Genomic DNA, 16,468 nt, shown 5'->3' on the forward strand with positions numbered 1-16,468 from the left:
AATAGGCTCGAGAAGTGCGAATGTCCGGATTGGCCGAACCGCTGCCCCCGGCGAGCTGGCTTGGATGACCGGACCACTCAGTTAACCGCCGTTGAACCCCAGACAGCGCGACCGGCAGTTGTGGGTCGAACTCAGCAGGTCGCACCGGGCTGCCGATGGTGGGGGAGCGCGAAGGCCGCCAATGCGCTATCGTTAAAAGCGCAACTCTCGATGCCGTATTGGGTAGCAGGTAATTGCCGCGGCGGGCGGCGGTCGAGGTGGAAAACAGGTGCGAGAATCGGGTTCACGGTTGGATTTCCACGCCGGTATCAAGGAAATACGAAATGGACGATCCATATGACCTTCAGCGCTTTGTCGACGCCCAGGATCCGGTGTTCGCACAGGTATGCGATGAATTGACGGATGGACGTAAGCGAAGCCACTGGATGTGGTTCGTGTTTCCGCAAATCCAGGGCCTCGGGGCAAGCGCAATGGCGCAGCGGTTCGCGATCTCGTCGTTGGCCGAGGCCGAAGCCTATCTGCGCCACCCGTTACTCGGCCCACGGCTGCGCGAATCGACGCGACTGGTCAACCTCGTCGAAGAGCGTTCCATCGAGGAAATTTTCGGATATCCGGATTACCTGAAGTTTCGATCGTCGATCAGCCTGTTCGCGCGCGCCACGAGCGACAACGATGTATTTGTGGAAGCGCTGCGCAAGTATTTCGGTGGTGAAGCCGATCCGCAAACTCTGCAGTTGCTCTAGGCCGTTTTTTGCGCTGGACTAGCGCGCGTGGCGGAGCGGACTTCGGAATTTCACTGTCGGCACAGTGAGTCGTCACTTCCCGCTCGCACCAGCTGCGCGGGAGCGGTAGAGCAGCAGATGATCGGTGCCGGATTCGGACAGCCAGACTTCGCCCGGGCGGCCCATCATCTCACGTACGTTCGCGTGCGGGCGCGGCAGCGGAAACACGTCGAACCGCTCGGCACGCGGGTCAAAGCGCACTAGCGCGTTGGCGCTCCATTCACTGAGCCAGACGATATCCTGGTCGTCTACAAATATTGCGTACGCGTGCGGATCGTCGCCGGGCAATCGCCATTCGCGCCATTGATGCGTCACGGGATCGAATACGCCGACTTTTCCTGCGTTCCACTCGCTGACCCAGACGTGCCCCTTCGAATCGGACCATACGCGGCGCGCGCCCTGCTTCGACGTTGGCGGCTCGATGACCTGCGCCGCCCCACTCCCAGGATCGATGCGACCGAGATAACTCCCCGCCAGTGACGCGAAATACAGACTACCGCCCGGGGTCACGCACATGCCGTAGGGCCCGCGCCCGCGCGGCGCATCGAAGACTCGCATGCGGGCGCGCTGCGGATCCAGTTCGCCATAGATGCCGCTTTGCCCGGTAAACCACAGATGTCCTTGTTTGTCGAACACGGCGGTGTTCAGATTGGCGTCTGGCCGCTCCTTCGGCAGCGGAAAACGCGTGACGGCGAGGGTCTTCGGATCAATGCGCACAATCGCGTTCTGGCCGCCGTCAGTCACCCACGCCGCGCGATCGGGACCCACGATCACGCCGTGCGGCGCCGATCCGGTGCCGAGCGCAATCTTGTCGATCCTGCCGCTACGCGGGTCCAGCCGTCCGACCGCGCCCAGCGCCTGTGCGGTGTACCACACGGCGCCGTCCGGCGACGGCGCGACGTCATGCGGCGCACTGCCGGTCGGGACGGCGAAGGTCTCGAACGACGGCGGCTGCGCCTGCGCCGAGCCGATGGTGAGCGCAGCGCTCGCGAGAGCGGACGCAAACCACGGTGCCAGCCGTGCTTCGAGAATCTTGTTCACCGTTGCCACAACCCGTTTTCTCGCGATCGCCAACATGGTCGCCTCCGTGTGACAGGATGAGTTTCAAAGGGCGTTGAAGGCTTTTTATTGTTGCACTTATCTGTAGCCGTCGCTGCGCCGACTCATTCGCCTCGCCGGCCCCGGTGGCAATTCATGTTCACGGTGGCGAAGGTCAACATCGAAGGGAGGATCATGTCGATGGCCATGGCTCAAATCACGGCCGAACGCGGTTGTCCAAGCTCATGTGGATAGGTTCCCCTTTCTCGAGTGGCACCTTAACGAAGGGGTGGCCGGGAGGCGGCTGCGACTGTCAATCATGAGACCGTGTTCGGCCGATGCTGTTGAAAAAGTCGGTGACGGTCGTTCTAATCCGGTTTTCATGGGTCGCTTTACCCTTAACCGATGCTCGCGAGCGGTTAGTGGGGCTATCTGAGAGGTCGAATTTTTCACTCCTGGTGTTAGGGCGACGCGCTACGACTTTTTCAACAGTATCGGCCATGAAGGGTCATTCGCTCGTACCGCCGGTCGGACATTCGGACGTCGGCTCAGCATCCGCAAACTGTCACTCGTCACACTCGGTGCCGACTGTCCGAACGACATGGAACCCTGAGCCCCAATGGGAGGACCCCGCTGATGCGACTACAACAACAATGCTGGGGCACTGGGCCGGGAACGCCAGCACGCAGTTTTGCGTGGTCAATATTGAGGCAGAGGGTCCGGGCAAGAAACTACCCTATGGAGTTGAAGTGCGGGTGGGGCTAGCGCCGTCGCATGCCGCCGAAGCCACGCATGCCACTGGACGCTTGCATGCCGCCGAAGCCGCGCATGCCGCTCGACGCTTGCATGCCGCCGAAGCCGCGCATGCCGCCGGACGCTTGAACGCCGCCGAAGCCGCGCATGCCGCCGCCCGGGAAAGGTCCGCGGTGAAGGCCCGCTCCCACTGGCTTGCCGAAGTGGTTGTGATCCAGCTGATGGAAATGACTGAAGTGATGGAAGTGGTGGAAGTGATGGAAACGATCGACGAAGATGAAGCTCACACCCGCGCCGATGAAAATCGGCGGCCCCCACCACCACGGGTCGGGATATGGGTAGGCGGCAACCGGATACCACAACACGCTGCCGTCGGAACTCTGCTCGAACTGCCATGTCCCGTCACTTTGCAGGCACGCGCGCCCGATGATCTGTTGCATCGAACCGTCGATGTTCGCCTGCCCGGCGACCGCGCGGCAATTGGTGCTGTTGGCCTGTATGGGTAAACCGTCATATGCTTGCGCGAACGCGGGGGCAGAAAAGCTGACATAGACGAGTAATGCCCCAAAGCCAAGTATCTTGTCCATGATGGACTCTTGCATGTATCTCCCACGTTTCGACGCGCGGAGTCGTCGGCGTCGCCCGGCACATCGGTGTGCTTCACAAATTCAACCCGCCGCGAAAAAGGCGCGCGGCCGAGGACGTGGTTGCCTCACGATTAAACGATGAAGCACGCTGGATTATTCCGGAGTGAGCGAACCTCGGTCTGGCAGGGTCAGTTTATTCAGATGATTGAATAGTTGAAGCCACCAAGCGAACTTCCGCACCGACCCGCTCAGAACATTCGACTCGGAAGGCCGACTACCGCCGATCGCACGAATCAGGCGGGAAATCGATCGGGCCTGCGGTCTGTGAACGTCCTTTTTCTCGTTGGGCTAAGGACCTCTTCGGGTCGCCCGCCGTGCGCGCGTCGCCGAGCACCGACAGGGCATCGTCGGTCGGAGTGCGGCCAACTCCGGTCGTTGCTGTAAATTTGATGGCGACGGTGCGAGTTAGCACGGAGATGAGTCTGTACGTGCTTGCCTACAACATGAAGCGCGTTATTAAGCTCCTTGTTCACAACGGCTGATCGAGACGTTGCAGGGGTAACGCCGCCAGCTGACGGCGCTGCGGTTCCTAGGGTGCCAAATTATTCAGTCGCTCCTCCGTTCCCGAGAATGGGGGCCTTGAAAGCGACGAACGTCGCCATGGTCGGAGCCCCTAGGTGTTTTGACACAGTTTTATATGGACACCGCCCGGCTTGCCATCCCGTGCTCTGACGCGCGAATGTCTGCTCTGGCCATAGCAGCGCCCCCGCGCTGTGGCTTGGGACATCATTGTATTGACTGTTCATGACAGATCTTAAGCGTTGAATGTGATTGAGAAGTCGCCTATAAATCGAACCGGAAAGCCAAAAATGCAACTCGAACCCTGAAAAAGCCCATTCGCGCGTGCGCTATGTGCAGGGCGTTACAGACGGATCTAATTCAGGGTAGAGCGGCTGTATAGCGCAGCCGTATCGTCACCTGATCGACATTAATTAGTTCGCTCTTCACTCGCCCGCGCAGGCGGCGTCGCAGGCTGTGATTGACCTGGTGCAACCAACATCAACGTCAAGCGAAACCAGCTCTACTTCTGGCTAACCCATCATGCTGAACCACGCTGACGTGGCGGACGCGCAAATTGCGCAGCCAAAAGCAAGACGCTGGAAGCAACAGTGACCGCCGACTGCATCCGGATCGGGACCTTTCGCGTATAACCCAATGCAGAAGGGGAAGTTCGATGTCGGGTTGGCGATTCGTATCGGTGGTAGCCGCGCTTGTCCTGCTCTCAGGCGAGAGTTGGGCGAAGCCGTATGTACCCGAAAGCGACGGAGTGGTGCTCGAACACCTCCCGGAAAAAAACGATCCGGCGCTTGCGCAACTGAAGCGCATGCGCGCGACGCTGATGATGAACCCGCGCGATCTCAACCTCGCAGTGTCCGTCGTCCGTCGCGCTCTCGAAGCGGGGCGAAGGCTGGGCGATCCGCGCTTCTTCGGCCAGGCGCAGGCGGCGCTGGCGCCGTGGTGGGGCGCAGAGGATGTGCCGCCGACCGTGTTATTGCTGCGCGCGACGCTCAAGCAAAGCCAGCATGATTTCGAAGGCTCGCTTGCCGATCTGGATAGGTTGCTGGCCGCGCATCCAGCGCTCGCGCAGGCGCGACTGACGCGCGCCACAGTGCTCAGCGTGCGCGGGCGCTACGCGGACGCGCGGCACGATTGCGAGCAACTGAAGGGACTCGTTGCACCCATCGTCGTCATGGGGTGCGATGCGACATCGTCGAGCCTGACCGGCAACGCAGCCGCCGCATACGGGGCGCTCGTGCAGGTGCTTGCGCAAGGCGTCGGCAATCTGGACGTGCGCGAGTGGGCGTTGACGCTCGCCGCGGAAATTGCCGCTCGCCGCGGCGACTTCGCTGCAGCCGAGCGACATTTCCGCGACGCACTTGCGCTCGACCCGGGTGACGCTTATCTGCAGGGGGCGTACGCCGATTTTCTGCTGGATCGCGGTCGTCCGCGAGAGTTGTTGCCGCTTTTGCGTGACGCTACGAAAAACGACATGCTAATGCTTCGTTTAGTGCTGGCCGAGCAACAGCTGCCGGAATTGCGCGCGTCATTCGCTGCGCACCGCGAGGATCTCTCGGCGCGCTTTGACGCCGCGCGTCGCCGCGGGGATAGCCTGCATCGCAGGGAGGAGGCGCGCTTTCGTCTCACAGTGGAACATGACGTCAAAGCAGCACTCATTCTCGCGCGTGAAAACTGGTTGGTCCAACGCGAGCCGTCAGACCTGCGGATTCTGATCGAAGCCGCGCGTGCGGCCGGCGATGCGGATGCCCTAAAGATCGCATCCGATTGGGTCGCCGCAATGCATCTCGAAGATACGGCGATCGTCACGCTCCTGCAGGTGCGGCAATGAAACGCGTCCTGCTCGCCTTTGTGCTTGCGTTGCTGATAGCGCCCGCGTTTGCGCATAAGGCAAGCGACGCCTACCTCACGCTGGAGCGCAGCGGGCAAGCCCTGCGCGGTCAGTGGGATATCGCGCTACGCGATCTCGACAACGCGCTTGGGCTCGATGAGAACGGCGATGGAGACATCACATGGGGTGAAGTACGTGCCCGAAAGCGCGATATCGCGGCGTATGCACTTGCACATCTCCAGGTGTCCTCCGCCGGCAAGCTTTGTGCGCTCGAACCGACCGGGCAACTGATCGACTCGCACACCGATGGCACCTACGCGGTGCTGACGTTCACCGGACAATGTCCGCGGGCGAGCCCAACACTTTCTATCGATTACCGGCTGTTCGAAGGCCTTGATCCCCAGCATCGGGGACTTCTCAACTTCGTCGAGAACGGCCAAAGCCGAAGCGTCGTATTTAGCGCTGACGTGCCGCACCGCATTGTCGGCACCGATACCGGCGGCCCGTTGACGCAGTTCGCGATGTATCTGAACGAAGGCGTCTGGCACATCTGGACCGGATACGATCACATCCTGTTCCTGCTCTCGCTGCTGCTGCCTGCGGTGCTGATTCGTGAGGGGCATGCATGGCAGCCGGGCGCATCGTTTCGCCGGGCATTCATAGATGTCACCAAGGTTGTGACCGCGTTTACGGTGGCGCACTCGATCACACTCACGCTCGCGGCGCTATCGATCGTCGTGCTGCCTTCGCGTCTCGTTGAATCGGGCATCGCCTTGTCGGTAGTGCTGGCGGCGCTGAATAACCTGTTTCCGCTGATGGCGAACGGACGCTGGATGGCGGCGTTCGGCTTCGGGCTGCTGCACGGATTGGGCTTCGCAGGCGCGCTGCACGACCTCGGCTTGCCGGCCGGTTCGCTTGCGCTGTCGCTCGCCGGATTCAATCTTGGCGTCGAAGCAGGGCAACTCGCCATCGTATTCGTTTATCTGCCACTGGCGTTCTCGTTGCGGGCAACCTGGGCATACCGGCGCGTGGTGCTTGCCGGCGGCTCAGCGGTGACCGCGACCATCGCCATGATCTGGCTAGTCGAGCGCGCACTTAACGTCGCCATATTTGGCTCGTTGGCCGCCCGTTTATAACCTGAAGGAGAACATCATGACATCTATTGCCCGCATCATGGGGGCCGTCGCGCTTTGCGCCGCTGCGCTTTGGAGCAGTGGAACGTACGCTGCCAGTCACCGCGAGGCACCCCTGATTGCGAACGACCCGACCGCCGACAACACCGACTTTTACATGTTCCGGAGTTGGACGAATCCTAACAACGTCGTTTTCATTTTGAACGTGATTCCCATGCAGGACCCTGGCGCTGGACCGAATTATTTCAATTTCGGCGATGACGTGATTTATCGCATCAACGTCGACACCAATGGCAACGGCAAGGCCGACGACCTGGTCTACGAAATCCGCTTCAAGACCGAATTGCGCGGGCCCCTGGCGAACCAACAGCTGCCGCTGTCATACGCCGCACTGCCGCCGATCACTGCGCTCGACGGACCGGGCTCGGACGGCCTGATCCTGCGCCAGAGCTACACGGTGACGCAAGTGCGTCACGGCGAGCGCACCGACCTGGGTACCCGGAGCATGTTCGCGGTCCCGTCCAACGTGGGACCGCTAACGATGCCCAATTACGAGGCGCTAGCCGCACAGGGTATCTACTTGCTGGCGAACGGCGGCAAGGTCTTCGCCGGCCAGCGCGGTGAGACGTTCTACATCGACCTGGGCGCAGTGTTCGACACGGTGAATCTTCGCCGCACGCCACCTGTGTTGACGGCGGCGGAGGATGCCAACGATCACGTGAATCCATTTGGCAACGACACATTCTCCGGCTTCAACATCAGCACCATTGCGATCGAAGTCCCAATCAGCACGGTGACGTCCAAACCCAATGCCGTAATCGGCGCCTATGTGTCCACAATGCGTCATGAGGGCCGCGGAATGGGCGACGGTCAGGACAACGCCGGACCTTGGGTGCAGGTGTCCCGCATGGGCAATCCACTCGTCAACGAACTGGTCATTGGGACCGATACGAAAGATAAATGGAACATGACCAATCCGGCCAACGAAGCGCAATTCCTGGGTTTCTATCTCAACTCCAGGCTGGCGACCGCACTCAACCTCCGGTTCGGCTTGACGATTCCGACGACCAACCGGACCGATTTGGTAAACGTGCTTCTCAAGTATCCATCCCAACCGCAGACTGGGACGTGCGGCGCACGCGATTGCTCGGAACTTCTGCGGCTTAATCTGGGTGTTTCTCCGACACCACCTGCGCAGCAGCGTCGCCTCGCCGTTCTTGCCGGGGACAACGCCGGCTGGCCCAATGGGCGGCGCCCGAATGACGACGTGACCGATATCGCGCTGCGGGTCATTGCGGGCCGGCTGACAGGCGCGTCGACGGGCAACCTGTTGCTGGGTGATGGCGTGAACTTCAACATCGGTGCCGAAGGCAGCAACTTGACCGCGAACGGCATCTACACGGTCTTCCCCCACCTGCCGACACCCCACGACGGGAGAAATCGCCGCCACATCGACTGCGGTGAAGCGGGTGCCAATCCCTGCTGAATGGTAATTGAGATCCGCCGCGATTTGGCATAAGGTGTTCGCGGCGGTCGACAGTTGCACAAAACGTCACCAATGCTTAAGCAGAGACCTGGGCCGGCACTGTGATCAGATTGTGCGCGCGGCGAGTTCGCGCTGGCCCACAATTGACCGCGGCCGGGGAAGTCCACACCGGCCGTTCCAGGACAATGAAGACTGAATTGTGCACTGTGCTCACCGGCAGCTCTCGAACGCCCAATAACCCGCCTGATCATAGATGGCCGTCTTGACCATAGCTTATAGTATTCACGGAATGCGGCAACTCAGCCGCGCCGGAAAGCGGTCTAGTATCCGTGCGGAGATTCACGCGCACCGCGTGCGTGGTGTTGCATGCATGATTGCAATGATGGCGGTATGACGACCCGGGTTGCGCGGCGGCCGCGCAACCGACTGTCTACTGAAAGCGACGGGTAAGGCCGCTGCGAAAGATCGTTCATCGAGTCCCATGTCCATCAAATACTATCCGCAGCTTCTTCGCAATCGTCCCCGCACGGTGATCGGCCTCGCGATCGGCGTCGTCGTCGCGCTCCTCATTCCCGGCCATACGAGTCCGCTGACGCGCACACTGCTCGGTTGGGACGCGGCCGTCTGGAGCTACCTGCTGATGATCTCGGTACATATGGCCCTCACCGAGGAACACCGCGTGCGCGAATACGCGATACGCGACGACGAAAACGCGGGCGTCGTGCTGTTCGTAATCTGTATCGCGACGGTCGCGAGCATCGCCGCGATCGTACTAGAGCTCGCCTCGGCGAAGGGTGCGGGAGGCGCGTCGATCGTATCGCACTACCTGCTGACCGGTCTGACGTTGATGGGCGCATGGTTTCTGATTCCGACAATCTTCACGCTCCACTACGCGCGGCTCTACTACGACACCGACGCCCGGGAAACCGCGTTGAAGTTCCCCGACCACCATTTGCTGCCGAACTACTGGGACTTCCTCTACTACTCGTTCACGATCGCGGTTGCGTCGCAGACCTCGGACGTCGTGCTACGCTCGCGCGAAATTCGCCGCGCGACGCTCGCTCAATCGATCCTGTCGTTCTACTTCAACGTCGCCGTGCTCGGCTTGTGCGTGAACATCGCGGCGGGGCTGCTGGGCTCATGACACTGCCCTTGCGCGGTGGTCGGACGATTTTCACGCGAACGCCACGCGCGTGCCTGAGAGTTGCGACGCGGGTGCCGCCCAAGCTGCGCGCGTCCACTTCAGGCGGACTCGAGCATCGTCGGTCCGTCCGTGCAAAACCGGTACACGCCGAGGCCTAACTCCGGCCATTTTCCATGCCGCCCCCCGGGAGCGAGCATGACGATGCACGCTTTATCGCAAGGGCCGGCCGCCCGATGCGCGGTGGTGTCCAGCGCCCGCGGACCACCTGACGCCAGCCGCCAGTCGCCAGTCGCCAGTCGCCATTCCATCGCGTCAATAGTCGACGCCTGCATACGAATATCTCGCCAACTGAATTTCTTCTGTTCACGCTGCAATCCATACCTCGCATGACGACGTGGCATGGGCAATCACCGATATAGCGAGGATATTGATCAATTGTGGCGCGAGGTGGAAAGCGAAAACGCCTCAGATCTGCGTATCCGTCAGCGGAACCCGTTGAGGCGGTCTTGCGCGGCTAAATGTCGACGATCTTTCGCAGTAGAGAGTACGAAACGCGCCAGTGACCATCGGTGTCATTAACCGCGACCGATGCGGTCTTGGCATTCAGCCTTACGACGACTCCGACGCGCTCGCTTAGGTGCTTGTCGGTGAAGCTAACTGTGTCACCGATGAAGAATTCTTCACGCTGCGTTCTCGGCGGCGGTGCCGGCTCGACGTGAGGCGGAGCACTTGATGTTTCCGGGATGATCGCTGCATAAAGCACGCCCCAACGGCGTCGAGTTGTGCTGTCTTGAACCACTGCCTGGGTCTGCCGGAGTTCAACTATGGTGCCTTTCTCCGGCGGCCCAAGCGGGTTGTCGCCGATGTAGTTGACGGCCATCCCCAGATGCAGGCGTTGACGTATTTCGAGAATACGTCGAGGGTCATCAAGCATTTTGCCGATAGCAAGATAGAGGCGATATAGCTCGGCACTGGGCGCCTGTCGAAGCGAGTCGAGAATGTCCATGGTGTTGAGGTGTTTTTAACGGGCGAGCGGCAAGAGCTCGTGCACGCGATTGACGGGATACGACGGCAGTTTCTCAAGCGTTCGTTCGAGCCACGCGTAGGGCTCGATACCGTTAAGGCGAGCCGTTCCGATGAGTGAGTACATCGTTGCGGCCGCACGGGCACCGCGTGGAGAACCCGCGAACAGCCAGTTCGACCTTCCGAGGGCAACGGGCCTGATCTGGCGCTCAAGCGCATTGTTGTCTGGCAACAGGACGCCGTTCTCTGTATATCGGACAAGCGCCTCCCAATGTCGCAACGCATAACCGAAGGCCTTGGCGAGCGGTGCTTGTGGGAGCAAACCAATGCTGTTCGCGTCTAGCCATCGACGAAACTGCGCAAGCACGGGCAACGCCTCAGTTTGCCGGGCTGCAAGTTTGATGTCGGGCGTTTGGTCTTTAACCCGCGATTCGATTGCATACAGCTTGGCGATCCACTGCAGCGCCTGCGTCGCGAGCCCCGGGCCTTTCTGAGCCTTGGCAATCTCGAAGAACCGTCGACGACAATGGGCCCAGCATCCGACCTCGATAATATCGCCTCGCTCGTATAGCGCACCATGACCGCTATACGCGTCGGCCTGCAGGTACCCTTTGTATTCGCTAAGGTACAGCAGCGGATGTGCTCCCGCTCGCGACTCAGCGAACTCGAACACGACCGCCGGCGGGTGGTCGATCCAGACGCCATTCTCGTTGCGCTGGCCCGCTCCCAGGTAGCCCCATAATCGCGCTGTACGCGTTGACGGGTGGCCTCGTTCGAGCAAAGGCAGTGTCGTGTCGTCCACGTGCATTCGCGGCGCCTTCAACTGATGGGTGCGCAACCCAGGCAGCAGTACCGAGAGTAGCTCGGCCGATGCCAGCTTCCATTCGCACAGCGTCGCTCGTGGCAAGTACACGCCACGGCGCGCGTAGCGCATTTCCTGTCGATTCAACGGCAGGTGATCGACATAGGTGTTGATCAGGACATTGGCGAGCAGGCTCGCGCTCGCATTGCTCTTTGGCAGCGGCGACGGCTGAGCGCTTGCGGTCACGATGGTCGATTCGCCATCCTTCTTCGCCACGTATTTGAAGCGGATGTGCTCAATGACGGTGAGCCTGGACGGCTCGTAGTGCAGCGTCTCGCTGCGCTCTTCGCCGATCCGTTCAAGCGTATCGAACGCCATCTTCTGTTCATCACTCAGATCGTATTCGATGCGTGTACGCGGTAGGTCCTTCGGTAGCACGGGACGCCCTTTACGGGTGTGACTCCCTACGGGAATGGCGTCAACCGCAGGCGGTGCTGGGATATCCGTGGCGGCGTCAAACAGCTCAGCTTGGCCCGCCAGGCGCTCGGAGCTCACGCCAAAGCGCGCACGGTTCAACTGCGCAATCTGATGCTGGAGGATTTCCAACTGCTCCCACAACACCCGTGCAAGCCGGTTCTGTTCGAGCGCGAACGCTTGCAGCGCATCGGGCTCGACGGGAAGATCCGCGACAGTGACGGCGTTGGGTGGCATGTGCTCCATGATGCCTAACTCAAGCCACGTTTACAAGCTCGAGGCTGCGCTGGAGCACCTCACGTCACGCGCGTCACTGCCACGGTGTGGTGCGGCTCTCGCGCCGGAATCTCGATGCCTTCGAGCCATGCGTTGAGCTCCGCGAGCGTGAAGCCGCGCTGAGCGAGTAACGAGGGTGACGGGAAACGGCCTCTTTCGAGACGCTTATACCAAAGCGCGAAACCGGTCCGATCCCAATAAAGAATCTTCACTTTGGAGCGGTCTCGCGCCACGAAGACGAACAGGTTACCCGATGCAGGTTTCTGAGCAAGTAGCGGCTCAACGAGATAGGACAGCCCATCGATCGCCTTGCGCATGTCGACCGGGTCGCGACAGATGTAAGCGCGAACGTCCGAGGCAATCAGCACCGATCACCTCCGAGTTGTCCAAGCACAAATCGCACGATGCGCTCGGCGTGAACGCCGCTCAGTTCAATGCGAACGCCCGCGAGCGAGAGCGTCACTCGATCACGTGACGCCGGTGCGTCAGCCGCCGGCAGTGCGACGGCCGGCACTTGGGGCGCCAACTCGCAATCCAGATTCGAAGCGATGAATGCCGCATCCGCAGTAACCGCGAGCGGCGGCTTAATCTCTTTGACGGAACCTGAAAGCTTCTTACGCCACAGGCTGAAGGTGCTTACCGCGAGACCTTGTTCTCGGCAAAACCGCCGAGCGCCGATACCACTCGCTTTCCAGGTGGTGAGCATTTCTCCCCAGAACGCTTCCCCTTGCCGTGGGCGACGTGTGCCCATCGCCGTTGCAGCCTTAATGTTCTCGTCTTCCATCGCATTGCCCTCGTTCTCACGAAGGCACTACCTTCACATTCGGGATGCCGCGATTCAAGACGGGATCCGCTGACGCTTACAGATCTGCTCGCCTAATTGCGTGCTACACCCACGATCTTCACGAATGACCGTTGAACAATCGAAATCGGCCCTTGGGACTTCGACGGTTCGACCGGCAGCAACGGGTCGTGAGTCGCCCTTGCACGCGAAAATTCTGACGCGTGCACTTATCGTGCTGATGCTGGTTGACGCTCAATGGTTCTGTCCGTTCACCGGGTCTAACGACGCATTTGATCTGGCCCAAAACGGCGGCAAAAGCTCGACATTCAAGTTAGCGCGCGCGAAGCCGAAATAACGGACATCGGTTGTTGGCATCGATCGTTAATCGGACTGCCGCCAACGCCGCAACCACTTATTAATCACGGGGTTTTCGATGTTCAAGAATGCGTGGGGCGGAAAGGAACCACTCTGGAAGGTCTGGTGGGGTCTCGGGATTCCCACGTGCGCAATCCTGATCCTGATCAACGCCTACGTCATGTACGCGCTGCCGCTGCCGACGCCTTACGCAATCTGGATACCGGCGCTGGTCGTGGAGATCGTATTGCTCGCCGCATGGACCCGCACAGCCTGGATCTGCGCGCCGAACGTGAAACATCGTGTCTGGATGTACCTCGCGCGGATCTGGATTGTCCTCTGGCTTCTTTCTCAGGTCCAGAGAACGCTTCAGCACGGCTAGGATCGAATGAACTGGTGGTGCGCAGTACGAATGCACGAGTTCGGCCATCAAGAGACACCCGGCTACAGCAATCGAACGCCCCAAAAACTTCTGCTTAACGGCCATTCAAGAAGGTCGGTAACCATGCGGTTGCGTCGCGAAGTTGATCTGATGTCGGACTTTCGTTTGGGATAGGAGCGCAAATCTGATCGTGAGCCTGCTTGGCCCTCCCGCCCCGAATCTGTCTCGATTCGTGTATAAATACGGAGACCGCAATGCGACATAACAACCAATTCATTTGCGCGCACGACGATGGGCAAACAGAAAGACGATATCCCTCTCGCACAACGTGTGGCTCTTGCCGCCAGGCTTCTGTTAAATGGTGAGGGTATTAGCGAAGTGTCCAGGAAGGCTCGACTGAGTCTTCCAACCGTGAGCAAGTACAAGGACCTGGTTGAAAGGGACGGAGCCGACGCCCTTGCTCGCCTTCGCATCCACGGGGGCCCCTCGAGACTGGATGATGCTTCGCAAAGCTGGCTCGTTAGCGCGATCAAGCATTCGCCAGGGCTTCACGGCTATCCCGGGCCAACCTGGACCATTAGCCAACTGCGCGAATTGATCTTGCGGCGTCTCGGCGTCCAGTTTTCACCTTCGCATGTTGGCTACCTCGTTCGAGGTTATGGCCTCGCCTATCGACTCACCTATTCAACTTCAGAAAAGGCGTCACCTGCTACCGCTCATAAACCACCGAGCGACGTCTATGCCGCGCGCCGAAAGACTGCTGCGAAAATGTTGCTGGATGGGGACAGTGTCGAGCGCGTCTCGAAAGCGCTCAACATCAGTGTGCGCACCATTACAAAATACAGATCAATGGTGGTTGCTGACGGCGTCGAGGCTGTTGAGCAGATCAAGGCATCCGGGCGCAGTGCCACGCTTGGCCCCGAGGCCCTTAAATGGTTACGGGCGACATTGGAGGGCAGCCCCATGGCCCACGGGTATGAAACCGAACTCTGGAGAAACGGGGATGTTCAAAAGCTGATCAAGGAGAGATTCGGCGTCTACCACTCCAGCGGACACGTCAGGACGCTCGTCGGGAAGCTCGGGCTGGAGCACAGGATGCGACCACCGAAGCTACGCACGGAGAAGAAGCGCCTGACGATCAATGATGAAACGTTGGCGTGGGTTGCCGCAACGGTTAAGGAGTCTGCGAGAGTGCACGGCATAGACGCTGATCACTGGACGAACGGCCGATTGCGCACCGTGCTTCATCGGCGGGTGGGTGTCGATTATTCTCGAGGATATATCTGGGAAATTGCCACCCGTGCCGGCGTGGCGGACCTGCTTACAAAACTCCGTAGCTGATCAATTCATTCTGGCCCTGGCCGCCTCGTCATGTGTGGCCGCAGCGGCAGCGTGGCGGCGCCCCCTATGGAGTGTCTCGGATTCGTGATGTTAAGGTAGTGCCCCTTGTGCCACCGCACCCGTCAGGTAACGTCTTTCCAGGTTTCACCTTTTTTGATTGCATAGATGGTCACGACATGCACTCCGAATGCATGCGCCAGCGAAGCAACTGATTCTCCGGCCGCCAATCGCTGGCGTATCAATAACACCTTGGTTTCGTTCAGTTTGGCTGTGCCGTTGCGAAATCGAATGGGCAGATCGGGATTGGTAAGTCTTTGTTCTTCGTATCTGCGGCGGGTGCGCTCCCTTTTTGCCGTATTGAATTTCTCCTTGTTCTCCTTGGCGTAGCGCCGTTTCGCATCCGGGTTTTTCTCATAACTACGCCGCGCGGTCATATTGGTCCGCTCGCGGTTCCCGGCTCGCCATTCCGCCTGACATAAAGTTACACAGGGCCTACAGTAAGAGGCGTAGCCAAGCCCCTTCCGATGGAAATCCAGTTCCGCGATTTTTGTCTGGCCGCATCTGGGACAGCGACGTGGGGTTTGAATTGCGATCATGACTTGCTTCCTTTCTCAACAGTTCTGATTTCCTCTCCCGTGCAGTCGACAGAAAATATCGAACTTGGACGTTGTACAAGCGAATGGCAAAACTGCGAGTCTTCGTGCGAAAGCATTTTTCAAACGTGTCAGGATGGAGGATGTTGACGCAATCAGTTTCGCATGTCCGGCAAAAAGGCGAACGGGTGGGCCCGGTGGAAGCTTTTCTTGTGCGTCGCGTCGAGGCAGTACGCCTGATTGTGATAGGCGTGCAGCCGGACTGGCACCTGAGATGCGTCAACGCTGCGAATGGCACGAGTTGCTGGAAAGTGGATGGCCGTTTGCTGGACGAAATCGGACGGACGTCTTACGTACTTGAGCGGCTGTTGAGGGTCGACCTGAGACGGCCGCCATTCGTCCCGGGTCGGCCACAAGGGACCAACCGGCGCCCCGACCTGAGCGGCAGCTGTCCAGACCTTACTGGTCATTCCGCATTGCTGAGAACGCGTCGTCTACCCAGTGATGTAGTTCATGCCGCGTTCACGACGAATGCCAACTGTCACAACCAGGCGAACACGCAAACGCCAATTGGCAAACAGATCAAATGTCTGTGCCCGACCGGTTACGTTCGGACACACTTCGTTGCGAATCAGAATGCGCCCGCCATCTACAATCTGCGCACGGAGAAAAACCATGATCAGACTTTTGTGTGTCGTTGCGCTTGCGGCTAGCCTGTCAGGCTGCATTGTCGCTCCGCCGTACGGCTATGCGCCTGCGCCGGTCTATGGATATGCGCCAGCGTACTACGCAGCGCCTTCCGTCGATGTCGGCATCGGTTTCGGCGGTTACGGGCACGGCTGGCGAAGATAGCTTTGTTGCGGCACCGGCTCCGTTGACGAACGCGTCGCTCTAGTCGAATACAGGCACGGCATTCTTTAAGACGGTTCCAATCCACTGCCCTGACCGGGGCACCTATTGTTGAGAACCGAAAGATCGGCGCCGCAATGAACAGTTTCGATCGGCAGTCCAGATCTTCCCGACGCACAACGTTTTCCGCTCGGCGGCAAGGATTCACGCAACAAGGGTAATAGCGGGCCAGGTCATATTCTAAGGCCTCGTCCTTATAC

Annotated in this window: 16 protein-coding genes; 8 read left to right on the forward strand and 8 right to left on the reverse strand. The window is 59.8% G+C overall.

Annotation, left to right across the window (positions count from 1 at the left end):
* Window positions 1-323 precede the first annotated feature (323 nt).
* Entirely contained in the window at window positions 324-743 is a 420-nt protein-coding gene (locus tag FSO04_RS26190; RefSeq protein ID WP_154563981.1) for a DUF1810 domain-containing protein, read from the forward strand.
* 72 nt (window positions 744-815) lie between these two features.
* On the opposite strand, the gene FSO04_RS26195 is transcribed toward FSO04_RS26190, so the two are convergent.
* Together FSO04_RS26195 and FSO04_RS26200 are read right to left on the reverse strand one after the other, a co-directional pair.
* Entirely contained in the window at window positions 816-1,859 is a 1,044-nt protein-coding gene (locus FSO04_RS26195; RefSeq protein WP_154563983.1) for a Vgb family protein, read from the reverse strand.
* A gap of 722 nt (window positions 1,860-2,581) precedes the next feature.
* Window positions 2,582-3,160, reverse strand: a complete 579-nt coding sequence (locus FSO04_RS26200) for a hypothetical protein (protein ID WP_154563985.1) — start codon at window positions 3,158-3,160, stop codon at window positions 2,582-2,584.
* Window positions 3,161-4,394: 1,234 nt separating this feature from the next.
* Here FSO04_RS26200 and FSO04_RS26205 point away from each other — a divergent pair.
* The 4 genes from FSO04_RS26205 to FSO04_RS26220 all read left to right on the forward strand — a co-directional run bounded on the left by FSO04_RS26205 (window position 4,395) and on the right by FSO04_RS26220 (window position 9,330).
* Window positions 4,395-5,567 carry a tetratricopeptide repeat protein gene (locus FSO04_RS26205; protein ID WP_154563987.1) on the forward strand — a complete coding sequence of 391 codons (1,173 nt, stop codon included), beginning with the start codon at window positions 4,395-4,397 and terminating at the stop codon, window positions 5,565-5,567.
* Entirely contained in the window at window positions 5,564-6,703 is a 1,140-nt protein-coding gene (locus FSO04_RS26210; protein WP_154563989.1) for a HupE/UreJ family protein, read from the forward strand. Before FSO04_RS26205 ends, FSO04_RS26210 begins: the two co-directional genes overlap by 4 nt.
* On the forward strand, window positions 6,678-8,186 hold the full coding sequence (locus FSO04_RS26215; protein ID WP_233464986.1) for a DUF4331 domain-containing protein: 1,509 nt from the start codon (window positions 6,678-6,680) through the stop codon (window positions 8,184-8,186). The genes FSO04_RS26210 and FSO04_RS26215 overlap by 26 nt, the downstream gene beginning before the upstream one ends.
* A gap of 481 nt (window positions 8,187-8,667) precedes the next feature.
* The gene (locus FSO04_RS26220; RefSeq protein ID WP_154563991.1) at window positions 8,668-9,330 is read left to right on the forward strand and encodes a DUF1345 domain-containing protein; all 663 of its coding nucleotides are present in this window, start codon (window positions 8,668-8,670) and stop codon (window positions 9,328-9,330) included.
* Window positions 9,331-9,428: 98 nt separating this feature from the next.
* On the opposite strand, the gene FSO04_RS26225 is transcribed toward FSO04_RS26220, so the two are convergent.
* The 5 genes from FSO04_RS26225 to tnpA form a co-directional block, all read right to left on the reverse strand.
* Complete coding sequence (locus FSO04_RS26225; RefSeq protein WP_154563993.1) at window positions 9,429-9,731, reverse strand: hypothetical protein; 303 nt, start codon at window positions 9,729-9,731, stop codon at window positions 9,429-9,431.
* A 113-nt stretch (window positions 9,732-9,844) separates the two neighbouring features.
* A complete protein-coding gene (locus FSO04_RS26230) occupies window positions 9,845-10,336 on the reverse strand; it encodes a hypothetical protein (RefSeq protein ID WP_154563995.1) in 492 nt (163 codons plus the stop codon).
* Between the two features lie 15 nt (window positions 10,337-10,351).
* On the reverse strand, window positions 10,352-11,866 hold the full coding sequence (tnpC, locus tag FSO04_RS26235) for an IS66 family transposase (protein ID WP_168435852.1): 1,515 nt from the start codon (window positions 11,864-11,866) through the stop codon (window positions 10,352-10,354).
* Between the two features lie 59 nt (window positions 11,867-11,925).
* The gene (gene tnpB, locus FSO04_RS26240; RefSeq protein WP_154563997.1) at window positions 11,926-12,273 is read right to left on the reverse strand and encodes an IS66 family insertion sequence element accessory protein TnpB; all 348 of its coding nucleotides are present in this window, start codon (window positions 12,271-12,273) and stop codon (window positions 11,926-11,928) included.
* Entirely contained in the window at window positions 12,267-12,689 is a 423-nt protein-coding gene (gene tnpA / locus FSO04_RS26245) for an IS66 family insertion sequence element accessory protein TnpA (RefSeq protein WP_154563999.1), read from the reverse strand. The genes tnpB and tnpA overlap by 7 nt, the downstream gene beginning before the upstream one ends.
* Before the next feature lie 433 nt (window positions 12,690-13,122).
* On the opposite strand from tnpA, the gene FSO04_RS26250 reads away from it, so the two are divergent.
* Window positions 13,123-13,425, forward strand: coding sequence for a hypothetical protein (locus FSO04_RS26250; protein WP_154564001.1), 303 nt, complete (start codon window positions 13,123-13,125; stop codon window positions 13,423-13,425).
* Window positions 13,426-13,836: 411 nt separating this feature from the next.
* Window positions 13,837-14,766, forward strand: a complete 930-nt coding sequence (locus FSO04_RS26255; protein ID WP_166618249.1) for a helix-turn-helix domain-containing protein — start codon at window positions 13,837-13,839, stop codon at window positions 14,764-14,766.
* A 122-nt stretch (window positions 14,767-14,888) separates the two neighbouring features.
* On the opposite strand, the gene FSO04_RS26260 is transcribed toward FSO04_RS26255, so the two are convergent.
* A complete protein-coding gene (locus tag FSO04_RS26260) occupies window positions 14,889-15,362 on the reverse strand; it encodes a helix-turn-helix domain-containing protein (RefSeq protein WP_154564005.1) in 474 nt (157 codons plus the stop codon).
* A gap of 672 nt (window positions 15,363-16,034) precedes the next feature.
* Here FSO04_RS26260 and FSO04_RS46470 point away from each other — a divergent pair.
* Entirely contained in the window at window positions 16,035-16,211 is a 177-nt protein-coding gene (locus FSO04_RS46470; RefSeq protein WP_166618250.1) for a hypothetical protein, read from the forward strand.
* Window positions 16,212-16,468: the final 257 nt, after the last annotated feature.

This window comes from Paraburkholderia madseniana, assembly GCF_009690905.1.
Classification (GTDB): domain Bacteria; phylum Pseudomonadota; class Gammaproteobacteria; order Burkholderiales; family Burkholderiaceae; genus Paraburkholderia; species Paraburkholderia madseniana.